The sequence below is a fragment of the Ochrobactrum sp. RH2CCR150 genome, from assembly GCA_014138095.1.
Taxonomy (GTDB): Bacteria; Pseudomonadota; Alphaproteobacteria; order Rhizobiales; family Rhizobiaceae; genus Brucella; species Brucella gambitense.
Window position 1 is genome coordinate 338,277 of the sequence record JACGXE010000005.1, and the last position, 11,942, is coordinate 350,218.

Sequence of the window (11,942 nt, forward strand, 5' to 3'; positions counted from 1 at the left end):
GGGAACGGGTGGTCGCACCCGAAGCTCGACGGCTGCGCATGGAGCATCTGCGAGACGATTTCAGGAGAAAATCATGAGTGAACCAATGTCCGAACCGAAGCCCGCGACGATTGCGGAGCAACGAGACGAACGGCTGAAAACGGCAAGTCCGATCCAGCGGCTCCTGAGCCGACCTGAACTTGGTGCCGTTTCCGGGCTTATTCTCATCACGGCTTTCTTCCTGACCACGGCCAATCCGGCAATGTTCACGGCTGCGGGCATCATGAACTTCATGGCGCCTGCGTCGCAGCTGGGCATTCTGGCGGTTGCCGCCGCACTTCTGATGATCGGCGGCGAGTTTGATCTTTCCATCGGCTCGATGGTGGCTTTTGCAGGTCTGATTTTTGCCGCAGCACTTGTCGTCTGGCAGGTGCCCCTGATCGTGGCGATTATTCTTACACTTGTCTTTGCGGCGCTGGTCGGCGTGATCAATGCCCAGATCGTCATCAGGACGGGGTTGCCGTCCTTCATCGTGACGCTGGCTTTTCTGTTTATCCTGCGCGGCCTGTCGCTGGTTGGTCTCAAATGGGCAACCGGCGGTGCAACGCAGCTTCGCGGCGTCAAGGAAGCCGTCGGCAACAGCATGATTGCCGGTTTGTTTTCGGGCGATGCTTTTCAGGGATTGTTCGCCTGGATGGCTGAGCATGACCTGATTGCCAAATTTCCGAATGGCGAACCAACCGTAAAAGGCGTTCCGGTCGAGGTATTATGGTTCGCCGGTGTGGCGCTGATCGCCACCTATGTTCTGGTGCGCACCCGCTTCGGTAACTGGATTTTTGCGGCTGGCGGTGATGCTTTGGCGGCGCGCAACTCCGGCGTTCCAGTACGGCGCGTCAAGACCACGCTCTTCATGTGCACGGCCATGGCCGCAGCACTGGTCGCTATCCTCACCGTGCTTGATGCCGGATCGACCGATGCGCGGCGCGGCTTCCAGAAAGAGTTTGAAGCCATCATCGCAGCGGTCATCGGCGGGTGTCTTTTGACGGGTGGTTACGGCTCGGCCATCGGTGCTTTCTTCGGCGCAATCATTTTCGGCATGGTGCTGATCGGCCTGACCTACACGCAGATCGATCAGGACTGGTATCTCGTCTTCCTCGGCGGAATGCTGCTGATCGCCGTTCTCTTCAATAATTTCATTCGCAAGCGCGCCACGGGCGAGCGCTGAGCCGGGAGGTTGCCATGACAATGACAACGACGACGCCAACGATTGAAATCCGTAATCTTGTCAAACATTTCGGGCCGGTTATTGCGCTCAATGGCGTCTCGCTGAGCGTCGAACCCGGACAGGTCCATTGCCTGCTCGGCGATAATGGCGCGGGTAAATCGACGCTCATCAAGACCCTGTCCGGTGTGCATAAGGCGACGAGCGGTGACTTCTTTGTTGAAGGCAAACAGGTCGTGTTCAACAGCCCGCGCGATGCGCTCGACCATGGTATCGCGACCGTCTATCAGGATCTGGCGATGATCCCGCTCATGTCGGTGATGCGGAACTTCTTTCTGGGGCGCGAACCGACCAAGGGGATCGGGCCGCTGCGCTGGTTCGATACGCAGTTTGCCGAAGACGTAACCCGTGAGGAAATGCGCCGGATCGGCATCGATGTGCGCGATCCGCAGCAGGCCGTGGGCACGCTGTCCGGCGGCGAGCGGCAATGCGTGGCCATTGCCCGCGCGGTCTATTTCGGGGCGAAGATATTGATCCTCGACGAGCCGACCTCCGCGCTTGGCGTCCGCCAGACCGCGATGGTGCTTAAATACATCAATCAGGTGCGCGCGCGGGGTCTGGGCGTGATTTTCATCACCCACAACGTCCGCCATGCTCATGCGGTGGGCGACAAGTTCACTGTGCTCAATCGCGGTGTGACGCTGGGCACCCGCACCAAGAGTGAAGTCGATATGGATGAATTACAGAGCCTGATGGCTGGCGGTCAGGAATTGTCCGATCTGTCAGCCGAATTGGGCGGCAGAGTTTGATCAGGTCTCGGAGTTTGCGATGAGCGAGCAGTTGAAAGGCAAGGTTGCTGTCATCACCGGCAGCACGCAAGGATTGGGTGCGGCCACGGCAAAGCTGTTTGCCGAGCGAGGAGCAGCCGGTCTGGTTATTTGTGGACGTTCCGCGGAAAAGGGACGGGCGCAGGTTGATCTGCTTGAGAAAATCGGCACACGCGCGGTTTTTGTTCAGGCCGATCTGGAGAAAGTCGAGGATTGCAGAAAAATCGTCGCTGAAGCTGATCGTGCATTCGGGCGTCTCGATATTCTGGTCAATGCTGCCGGGCTGACCGACCGCGGGACCATTCTGGATACCTCGCCAGAACTTTTCGACCGGCTGTTTGCTGTGAACACCAGAGCGCCTTTCTTTCTCATTCAGGAAGCCATCAAGCTTTTCCGGCGTGACACCGTAGAGGGAGCTATCGTCAACATATCCTCCATGTCGTCGATGGGCGGTCAACCTTTCATCGCGGCTTATTGTGCGTCCAAGGGCGCAGTCGACACGCTGACCCGCAACGTTGCCTATTCGGTCCTGCGCAATCGCATCCGCGTCAACTGCCTGAATATCGGCTGGATGGCGTCGGACGGAGAAGACCGTATCCAGCGCGAATTTCATGGCGCGCCCACCAACTGGCTTGATGACGCCGCCAAGGCACAACCGTTCGGGCGCTTGATCGACCCTGCGGAAGTTGCGCGTGCAATCGCGTTTCTTGCTTCGGAAGAATCGGGACTGATGACCGGAGCCATCGTCAATTTCGACCAGTCGATCTGGGGTGCTTATGATGGTTCGCCGCACCCGCAAGCGCCGCTTTGATGTGAATTACTGTGGCGTTTCTAGCGCGATCTACTAAAAAACTACGCATTTAATTGGGGGTATGCCGAAAAATCAGGCAACAACTGCCGTTCCTGCTTGCGCACACAATTACAGGTAGTTAGACGATGCTCTAAACCGTTGTTTTAGCCGTGTTTCTGCAAACCACGACTGTTCGTCTGGTTGTACGATCCCAAGGCGATGACGGCTGACACAACTACCGTTTCAATTGCGCTGAAAGGACGAATATCGTGGAGCAGGCAAAGAACGGGACCGGCAAGGGTGGACGCAAGGCGCTTTGGGCAGCCGTTGCGGTCATCGCGATAGCTGCCGCTGGTCTGACCGGATACAAGATCACGCTTCAGAACACCATCACGTCACAACTGGAAAAGCGCGGCGGCAAGGCCGGTTCAGTAGAGGCCGATTTCTTCGGGCGCATTCATCTGCGCGATGTGACGATGCCGCTCAAGAACGGCTCTGAAGTGCGCATCGGCTCGATTGAAGGTCGTCCGAAGTTCCTGTTTCTGACAGGTATGCTTGATGCGTCCGACATCAACACGCAAGTCGCCAACTACAAGATCTCCATTCCCCATGTGAAGATCGACGATGCGAATTTCGATATTTCGACATTGCGCGAGACCTTTGGCAACAGCCAGCTGACCGTGCCCGAGCGCGTTGGCCGCTTCTCGGCCAAGAGCGTCGTTGCACCGGAAATCAATCTGGTTCAGACCATTGCGGGCAACGAGCAGAAAGTCTCCTACAAGGACGTGAAGCTTGAGGACATCAAGCAAGGTCACGTCGCCCGTTTTTCCGCTGCAGGCACGACGTTTGAATTTGCGTTTGAAGTGCCCAAGGAAGAGGGCGAACCAGTCCGCGACCAGATGCAAGGCTCGATGGGCCTGACCGAAGGCAAAGACATCGACGCAGTTTATCTGGCCCGTCTCTATACGGATAAAGCCGGACCGGACGATAAGGACGCTAAGCCGGTCTATGGTCCGTTCTCGGCCAAGAATATCGTCATGAAGAGCCGTGAAGTGAACTTCAGCTATGACGAGCTTCGCAGCAACGGCTTCAGCATGCGCATGCCTGCCGAGCCGCTGCTGGACACGGTTCAACAGATTGAGGCGGTCAAGAACCCGGAAGATCTGACGCCAGCCGAACAGCGTGAATTCTTCCTGCGCCTGCTGTCGATTGTCGATACGATCGGCAAGGGCGACATGGAGTTGCTCGGCCTCAAGATCGAGCCGTCCGATACCACCAAGGGCAAGGGCGATATCGCGCAGATTTCGATTGCTTTCGATAACAGCAAGATTGACGCTACCGTCAAAGGCATCAACATCGGCGATGGCACGGATCACGTGAAGGTCGATGAAGCTTCGATGCAGGGCTTCTCCTGGGCCCCGACCGCCGAAGCGTTGAAGAAGCTCGCTGCGCTTAGCGATGAAGAAGCAGTGAATTTCCCCTTCACAACGCTGCTGCCTGAATTTGGCACCATGCGTATTGCGGGTGTCGACGCCGATCTGCCTTACGAGCCGGAAGTCGTTAATGAAGTGACCGGCAACGACGAAACCACAGATGATGCCGGCGATCAGGAAACGGTCGATGCGGCTGGCGATGATGCCGCAGTCGCTACGGATGATCAGGGCGTCGATATTGCAGGTGCCCCGCAGGATTCGACCGAAGAGCCTGCGACCGAAGGTGAAGATGCTCAGCCGGAAGCGACTGAAGAGGCACAGCCAGAGCCTGCTGAAGAAGCCAAGGCTCCGACGGTTCCAGAGCGCATCAAGTTTTCTCTGAAGAACTACGAAGTCGCGCTCAACAAGCCGCAGAACGGTATTCCGACCGATATTCGCGTGACTTATGAGGACATGACGCTTCCGGTGCCGCAATCCGGCAATGACGAGATTTACGACCAGTTGCGCAAGCTTGGCTATGACAAGGTGACGATCTCGTCCAACATGGCCATGAACTGGGATGAACCGAACCAGAACCTCGTCATTTCGGATATTTCCGTCAGCGGCAAGGATATGGGCAGTGTCTCGGTCAACGGCCTGATGGGCGGTTTCACCAAGGAGTTCTTCTCGGGCGACAAGGTGATGACACAGGTTGCCGCTCTTGGCCTCAAGGCCCGCGAAGTGAAGGTAAAGGTTGAGGAAAAGGGCCTGATCGCCAAGGCGCTCAAGCTCTATGCGGAAGAAAACGACATGACGGAAGACGAGGTGCGCAGCACCTTCTCCATGATCGCCGCCGCATTCCTGCAGGAACTGGCAACGGATCAGCCAAAGCTTCAGGACGCGGTAACCGCATTCTCTACCTTCCTCGCCAAGCCGAATATCTTCGAGCTGACGGTTACGTCGAAGGCAGAGAAGGGCATTGGTGCACTGGAGATGATCTCGGCGTCTCAGGATCCTCTGTCGCTGCTCGACAAGGTGAATATCGAAGCCAAGGCCGAGTAAGCCCTCTTTCGATCATGATTGAAACAAACGCCGGCTGCATCGCAGCCGGCGTTTGCATATGGGCAGCCGTTTGAATAGGTTTTCGCATCGAAGATGCCTCAAATCTGGAATCAGACACTATGCTGAAAAACATCAACCCTTTGCTGACCGGCTCGCTCCTCTCGCTCCTCGCAGATATGGGGCATGGCGACGATCTCGTGATCGTGGATGCAAACTATCCGGCGCAAGCCTCGGGCGTGCCAGCGCTGGATTTTCCGGGCATCAGTGCGACTGCCATGGCCGAAGCGGTCTTGTCGGTTCTGCCGCTCGATGATTTTGTCGACAAGCCCGCTGCTGTAATGAAGGCGCCGAACGATACGCCAGCCATTTATGGCGAGTTCGAAGCGGTGATTGAAGTGGCCGAGGGACGCAAGATTGCCGTCGATCCGTTGGAGCGCTTTGCGTTCTACGATCGTGCCACGGAGGCATTCGCTGTGATCCGCACGGGCGAGCGTCGGCTTTACGGCAATATCATTTTCAAGAAGGGCGTGATCCGCTCCTGATCGTCCAAGGCGAGTCATTAAAAAAGCCCGGGCCATTGCGCCCGGGCTTTTTTGTTTCAGGTATTATTCCTGAGGCTTTTCTTTTTGGTCCTTCATGGGACCCTTATGGTCGCCACCCTTGTGGTGCTGTCCCATGCCGTGACGGCCATGGTGTGGGCCCATGCCGTGACGACCCATATGGGCGGCGCGCATTTCCTTGCGGTCGATGACACCGTCATCGTTCCGGTCCAGTGCGGCGAATTCCTTCTTGCGCTGATTTTCGATGTTCGAGAGGGTGATCTTGCCGTCACCCTTGACGTCGAGACGACGTTCCAGGCGGTCGGCCTCACGCTTTACAAACCGCTTGAGCGCCAGAGCTTCAATTTCGTCACGGGACAGGATGCCGTCACCATTGGTGTCGGCAGCTTTAAGCTCTTCCATGCGGGAGAACTTCTCCAGATCGATTGGCCCACGCCTGGTCTTGACGTCCTTATCCTGTGTAGCAGCCGCTTCCGTTGCCGGCTTTGTTGTATTCGCATTGCTGTTGTCCTGTGCCAATACAGGCCCGGCAAGCATTGTAGATGCGATTACAGCGAGAATTGCGGTTCTATATTTCATGGTTGTTCAACTCCATTACTCTTTACAGGGGCGCCGTCAATTGGCGTGCCAGTAATGTGTTTCTTTTTAGATGAACCGCATATGAATATGCCAATTAATTATATGTAATGAATTTGTAATGTGCCCATAGCTTTGGCGTGGCTGAGCTCGGCGATCTGCCGGGGGCAGGGCAATTTCAGCGATATGAGAATCGTGAAAGTCCGACGCTACGACGCGCGTTTTTAAGCGTGCAGACTGTAGGCAAGGCCATGTTCAGACGGGAGGGGAAATGGGAGTTTTCGGTGCGATCTTGAGATCACTTCGGCCCCGTATTTTACGGGGTCAATCAGCGGAAGCGTTTGTTTTCAGAAGAGAAAATGGTGGGTGATGTAGGGATCGAACCTACGACCCGCTGATTAAGAGTCAGCTGCTCTACCAACTGAGCTAATCACCCACTCGCTTTGCCGAGGCAGCGGCCCCGGTGAAGTGAGCGGGTGTATACCGGTCGATTTTCCAGCTGTCTAGCCTCCAATCGAAATTTTTCGAAAAAAACTTACATCTTTGTTCAAAAGCCCGGAAACGCTGGGTTTTGAGAAATCCGGCTTTGCATCTTTGTCGGGAATTTCGTTCCTGTGTTCGCAAAAGTTGTGATTGTGTCGGCGAATCCCGAAGAATCGAAAGCAAAAGATTCTTGATTTGATTCATTTTTTTGCGCTTCCAGCGTTGTAAGCGCGCATGGCCGACTCCATATTCGCGAAATACTGGATTCGTGCTTGCGGATACGTCCGTGCGGTAGGCGAAGCAGGTTACGGCTTCGGGGGCGTAGGTTCACGCTTCAAATGTCGCAGCCACGTCATCATTTTTTGATGCTTGTCTGAGAAGTTAGAGCATATAAATGTCTTGATCACCGGGTAATCAAATCTTGATCACAAACCCGTGCTGATCGAACAGCATTATAATCCGAGCAAGGCGCGTCATGCACCGGATAGCCTTTGCAGAGAAAACCGAGGCGGGTAAATCGCTTCAAGATCCGGTTCGCGGCATTTGAGGAAAGCATGGAAAGCATTATCAGCAATCTCGGGCATTTCATTTCCGATCATCGGGTATGGGCCGGTCCTATTGTTGGTGTCATTGCCTTCGGCGAATCTCTCGCGATCATCGGAATGTTCATTCCAGCCACCCCGATCATGATTGCCATTGGCGGCCTTGTTGGCGCTGGCATCATCGAGCCGCTTCCAGTCATCATCGGCGCGATTATCGGCGCGGTGATTGGCGATATCATCTCCTATTTCCTCGGCTGGTGGCTGGGCCGCAACATCATTCACAAATGGCCGCTGAACAAGCATCGCAGCGGTGTGGCGCGTGCGCGCCTGCTGTTCCGCCGCTATGGCTTTTCCGCCGTCTTCCTCGGTCGCTTTTTCGGGCCTGTGCGCTGCACGGTGCCGATGGTTGCCGGCATGATGTCGATGGACCAGACACGCTTCCAGACCGCAAATGTGCTGTCCGCGCTGGTTTGGGCCCCCCTGATGTTCCTTCCAGGCTGGTTGGCCGGGCGTGGCGCAGGTATCTTTGCCAAGATGGATAGCGATCACATGTTCTGGTTCGCCATCGGCATTACAGTGCTGACGCTGATCTTCACCGTTATCGGTGTTCGTTTCTTCAAGGCGCGTCCGCCGCGTCGTGAGCGCAAATCGCGGCGGGTACAGGTTTCGCCTGCTGAATAAGGAATAAGGTGGACGCTCTTGCCTGATGGGCGATCGTCTGCATAATAAGGCAACGCTGGCAGCTGGTCGTATGGTTGTGCCTGCCAGCCTGCTGAATATATTGCGAATAACAATCGTATGTTTCGTATAGCAATTGGTGCCCGAGGTCGGCGATAAAGCCGATACAGCGCCCTACAAAAGGTTCATCGCGCTTAATGCCCGACGACAGTTCTGACGATTCGTCTTACCGAAGTACCGGTTCCCTCGCGGGAACCTGTCGCTTCATAGGCTTAAAGCCTGTCTCCGCCGCCTGTGGATTTTTTCGGCTGGATCGCAATTTCGCGTTCCGGCCTGAAAGCGTTTGCGGTGGTTTCTCTGAATTCCGTTCTTTCTGACCCGTTTGGGGTGCTGTCTTTTTGATTCAAGACGGCGCTCTAAGCATCTGTTTATTCTCACATCTCTCCCGAAAATAGTCTTCCGGGATGTGCTTTAAAGGAGCCGACATATCATGGACTGGTCCATGGACTGGATTGCCGACCCCAATGCCTGGATAGGTTTGGTGACATTGGTGGTGCTTGAGATCGTTCTCGGCATCGACAATCTCGTCTTTATCGCCATTCTGGCCGATAAGCTGCCGCCGCATCAGCGTAACCGCGCACGCGTCATCGGTCTTGCCCTTGCGCTTCTCATGCGCCTTGTCCTGCTTGCCTCGATCTCGTGGATCGTGACGCTGCGCGAACCTTTGATCGAAGTCATGGATATGTCGTTCTCCGGACGCGATATCATTATGCTGATCGGTGGTCTGTTCCTGCTGGCCAAGGGCACGATGGAGCTGCATGAACGCCTGGAAGGCGCGCATGGCGCGAAAAGCTCGCGCGTGGTCCATGCGGTATTCTGGCAGGTCATTGTCCAGATTGTCGTCCTTGATGCGGTTTTCTCGCTCGATAGCGTGATCACGGCTGTCGGTATGGTACAGCATCTGCCGGTGATGATGATCGCCGTCATTATCGCAATCGGTGTCATGATGCTGGCTTCCAAGCCGCTGATGGACTTCGTCAACAAGCATCCGACGGTGGTTATCCTCTGCCTTGGCTTCCTGATGATGATCGGTTTCAGCCTCGTGGTGGAAGGCTTTGGCTTCCATATTCCGAAGGGCTATCTCTACGCTGCTATCGGCTTCTCGGTGCTTATCGAAGCGGCCAATCAGATGTCGCGCCGCAATCGTGAAAAACTGGTGACGACCAACGATCTGCGCGAGCGGACGGCAGGCGCGGTTTTGCGTCTGCTTGGCGGCGGGCGTGGCGAGAACCCGCTTTCGGACACCGTCGACGTGATTGCGCAGCAGACCGCCGCCAATGACGTCTTCCTCCCGGAAGAAAAGGAAATGATCCGCGGCGTTCTGGATCTGGCGGATCGCCCGGTACGTTCGATCATGTCACCGCGTAATGAAGTCGAATGGCTCGACATCGATGGAAGTGAAGATGAATTGCACGAAGCGATTCGCAAGCTTTCGCATTCGCGTGTCGTGGTTGCTCGCCGTCAGGTCGACGAATTCGTCGGCGTGGCTTCTGTCCGCGATCTGCTGCTCGATATGACCGACAAAAAGTCCATCAACTGGGATCAGGTCGTCAAGCAGCCGCTTGTTGTGCATGAAAGCGCCAATGTGCTGCGTGTGATGGAACAGCTGCGTGTTTCGCCGGTGCAGCTTGCGGTCGTCGTTGATGAACACGGCTCATTCGAAGGCGTCGTCACGCCAACGGACGTGCTTGAGGCTATCGCTGGCGAGTTTCCCGATGAGGACGAAGAAGCATCCGTCGCCGAATCGGACGGGCAGGGCGGTTATATCGTCGATGGCTTCGCGGATATTCGTCGCCTGAGCGGTCTGTTGGAACGTGATCTGGTGGATGATAGCGACCGTTATACGACGCTGGCCGGTTATGTGCTCTGGCATCTTGGCCATCTGCCGCTGGGAGGCGAAAGCTTCGTCAAAGACGGCTTCGAGTTCAGGATCGACGCCATGAAGGGGCGCAATGTGGACAAGGTCCATATCAAGCCCGTCAACGACTACGAAGTGTAAAGCGGTATGATTTTGCGGGCGGCGGCCTGTCGCTCGCAAAATATTTCACCCTGTTAACTCCGATAAAATGAGTAGGTTATTGACTTCTGCGTAGAAGCCTTCAAAATTAACACATCGTTCATTGTTGCGGCGAAAGCGTGTCTGGAAACAGGGCGTGCCTAGCGGGCGACAATGCTGAGATGGGGACGCGATAACGCGGACAGGAGGCCTGGTTTGATGCGAAACGTGCAGGTGCTGACCACCGGACTGAAAAACGCCTTCTTGGGCATTCCCGCGTTTCTGGCGCAGCCGTGGCGGGAAATGAAGCTGAGCGCTGAGGAAATCGCAGCGCGTCGACGCAGCCGGCTCGAGCGCAGTGAGCATAATTTTCTGTGGTGCTGGCAGCATCGCGGTTTCTGGTAAGGTTTTACGCAGAAAAAAATCGGGGCCGGAGACGAAAGTCTCCGGCCTTTTTGTTTTCTCATTTCTGATTACAGATATTTTGAGGAATAATTTTCTACCTCACAGATGACGCTTGGGCACATGTTCCAAGGAGCTGCTAGAAAGTAGTTTATTCATTTAAATCAATGATTTAAGTTGATTTTGAACCATCATTCGATAGGTTTTCTTTCCAAGTTCAATCGTCTGTATGAACGCTTTGCAGGTGCAGGGCGGTGGGGATGTGTCTAATGCGGAAAATTTTTCTCTATGCGGCTGTGGCGCTCGGACTGGGTGCAGCACCAGTCAAGGCTGAAGAGCCGAAGGAAATCCTGAACGTTTCCTATGATATCGCTCGCGAACTTTACGAGCAGGTCAACAAGGCGTTCATCGCCGACTGGAAGGCGAAGACCGGCGAAGAGCTGACCGTCAACCAGTCGCATGCCGGTTCTTCCAAACAGGCCCGCTCTATTCTCGAAGGTCTTGAAGCCGATGTGGTGACCTTCAATCAGGTGACCGACGTGCAGGTTCTGCACGACAAGGGCAATCTGATCCCGGCTGACTGGCAGAAGCGTCTGCCGAACAATTCGTCACCCTATTATTCCTTCCCGGCATTTCTGGTGCGCGCTGGCAACCCGAAGAACATCAAGAACTGGGACGATCTCGCCCGCGACGACGTGAAGGTTGTCTTCCCGAATCCGAAGACCTCGGGCAATGCGCGCTATACCTATCTGGCGGCAACTGCCTATGCGAAGGAAGCTTTCAACAACGACGACGCCAAGGTGCGTGAATTTGTCGGCAAGATCTTCAAGAATGTGCCGGTCTTCGACACCGGCGGTCGTGGTGCAACCACGACCTTTGCAGAACGCGGTATCGGCGATGTGCTGGTCACTTTCGAGGCCGAAACCCTTGGCACGCAAAAGCAGCTGGGCGCAGACAAATATGACGTTGTCGTTCCGCAGGTCAGCCTGTTGGCCGAATTCCCGGTCACAGTCGTCGACAAGGTCGTGGACAAGCGCGGCTCGCGCAAGATCGCCGAAGCCTATCTGAACTATCTCTATGCGCCGGAAGGTCAGGAGATTCTCGCTCAGAATTTCAACCGCGTGCACGACAAGGCGGTCATCGAAAAACACAAGGATATCTATCCGGATGTGCGTCTCGTGACGGTCGAGGATGTGTTCGGCGGCTGGGACAAGTTGCAGAAAGAGCATTTTGCCGAAGGCGGCGTGCTTGATCAGCTCTTCACCAAGAAGTAAGCGATCATTTAGCCAGTCCGAAGGAGCGTGCGGCGACGTGCGCTCCTGCCGTTATATGGAATAATTCAGTGTCGCTTCT

10 protein-coding genes and 1 tRNA gene are annotated in these 11,942 nt (G+C 55.4%); 9 read left to right on the forward strand and 2 right to left on the reverse strand.

The window, feature by feature from the left end:
• Window positions 1–73 precede the first annotated feature (73 nt).
• The 5 genes from FHW03_RS13585 to FHW03_RS13605 all read left to right on the forward strand — a co-directional run bounded on the left by FHW03_RS13585 (window position 74) and on the right by FHW03_RS13605 (window position 5,834).
• The gene (locus FHW03_RS13585) at window positions 74–1,204 is read left to right on the forward strand and encodes an ABC transporter permease (protein ID WP_182521104.1); all 1,131 of its coding nucleotides are present in this window, start codon (window positions 74–76) and stop codon (window positions 1,202–1,204) included.
• A 20-nt stretch (window positions 1,205–1,224) separates the two neighbouring features.
• On the forward strand, window positions 1,225–2,010 hold the full coding sequence (locus FHW03_RS13590; RefSeq protein ID WP_182521193.1) for an ATP-binding cassette domain-containing protein: 786 nt from the start codon (window positions 1,225–1,227) through the stop codon (window positions 2,008–2,010).
• Window positions 2,011–2,029: 19 nt separating this feature from the next.
• Window positions 2,030–2,839: an SDR family oxidoreductase gene (locus FHW03_RS13595; protein WP_182521105.1), complete on the forward strand. Its 810-nt coding sequence runs from the start codon at window positions 2,030–2,032 to the stop codon at window positions 2,837–2,839.
• 248 nt (window positions 2,840–3,087) lie between these two features.
• Window positions 3,088–5,292 (forward strand): hypothetical protein, encoded by a 2,205-nt coding sequence (locus FHW03_RS26065; protein WP_182521106.1) that lies wholly within the window; start codon window positions 3,088–3,090, stop codon window positions 5,290–5,292.
• Between the two features lie 119 nt (window positions 5,293–5,411).
• On the forward strand, window positions 5,412–5,834 hold the full coding sequence (locus FHW03_RS13605; protein ID WP_182521107.1) for an RbsD/FucU domain-containing protein: 423 nt from the start codon (window positions 5,412–5,414) through the stop codon (window positions 5,832–5,834).
• Between the two features lie 63 nt (window positions 5,835–5,897).
• Here FHW03_RS13605 and FHW03_RS13610 read toward each other — a convergent pair whose 3' ends face one another.
• Together FHW03_RS13610 and FHW03_RS13615 are read right to left on the reverse strand one after the other, a co-directional pair.
• Window positions 5,898–6,431 (reverse strand): calcium-binding protein, encoded by a 534-nt coding sequence (locus tag FHW03_RS13610; RefSeq protein WP_182521108.1) that lies wholly within the window; start codon window positions 6,429–6,431, stop codon window positions 5,898–5,900.
• A 357-nt stretch (window positions 6,432–6,788) separates the two neighbouring features.
• Window positions 6,789–6,864, reverse strand: a tRNA-Lys gene (locus FHW03_RS13615).
• 601 nt (window positions 6,865–7,465) lie between these two features.
• Between FHW03_RS13615 and FHW03_RS13620 the strand changes: the two genes are divergently transcribed.
• From FHW03_RS13620 to FHW03_RS13635, 4 genes are all read left to right on the forward strand, one after another.
• Window positions 7,466–8,134 carry a DedA family protein gene (locus FHW03_RS13620; protein ID WP_078339340.1) on the forward strand — a complete coding sequence of 223 codons (669 nt, stop codon included), beginning with the start codon at window positions 7,466–7,468 and terminating at the stop codon, window positions 8,132–8,134.
• 487 nt (window positions 8,135–8,621) lie between these two features.
• Window positions 8,622–10,190 (forward strand): TerC family protein, encoded by a 1,569-nt coding sequence (locus FHW03_RS13625; RefSeq protein ID WP_182521109.1) that lies wholly within the window; start codon window positions 8,622–8,624, stop codon window positions 10,188–10,190.
• Window positions 10,191–10,406: 216 nt separating this feature from the next.
• Window positions 10,407–10,592, forward strand: coding sequence for a hypothetical protein (locus FHW03_RS13630; protein WP_182521110.1), 186 nt, complete (start codon window positions 10,407–10,409; stop codon window positions 10,590–10,592).
• Window positions 10,593–10,858: 266 nt separating this feature from the next.
• The gene (locus FHW03_RS13635) at window positions 10,859–11,863 is read left to right on the forward strand and encodes a sulfate ABC transporter substrate-binding protein (RefSeq protein ID WP_182521111.1); all 1,005 of its coding nucleotides are present in this window, start codon (window positions 10,859–10,861) and stop codon (window positions 11,861–11,863) included.
• The last annotated feature ends 79 nt before the right edge of the window (window positions 11,864–11,942 follow it).

Excerpts from the sequence above, each read along its gene's own strand:
- FHW03_RS13585 (WP_182521104.1), top strand. The coding sequence starts at position 74 with ATGAGTGAACCAATGTCCGAACCGAAGCCCGCGACGATTGCGGAGCAA.
- FHW03_RS13620 (WP_078339340.1), top strand. The coding sequence starts at position 7,466 with ATGGAAAGCATTATCAGCAATCTCGGGCATTTCATTTCCGATCATCGG.
- FHW03_RS13625 (WP_182521109.1), top strand. The coding sequence starts at position 8,622 with ATGGACTGGTCCATGGACTGGATTGCCGACCCCAATGCCTGGATAGGT.
- FHW03_RS13605 (WP_182521107.1), top strand. The coding sequence starts at position 5,412 with ATGCTGAAAAACATCAACCCTTTGCTGACCGGCTCGCTCCTCTCGCTC.
- FHW03_RS13610 (WP_182521108.1), bottom strand. The coding sequence starts at position 6,431 with ATGAAATATAGAACCGCAATTCTCGCTGTAATCGCATCTACAATGCTT.
- FHW03_RS13630 (WP_182521110.1), top strand. The coding sequence starts at position 10,407 with ATGCGAAACGTGCAGGTGCTGACCACCGGACTGAAAAACGCCTTCTTG.
- FHW03_RS13595 (WP_182521105.1), top strand. The coding sequence starts at position 2,030 with ATGAGCGAGCAGTTGAAAGGCAAGGTTGCTGTCATCACCGGCAGCACG.
- FHW03_RS13635 (WP_182521111.1), top strand. The coding sequence starts at position 10,859 with ATGCGGAAAATTTTTCTCTATGCGGCTGTGGCGCTCGGACTGGGTGCA.
- FHW03_RS13590 (WP_182521193.1), top strand. The coding sequence starts at position 1,225 with ATGACAACGACGACGCCAACGATTGAAATCCGTAATCTTGTCAAACAT.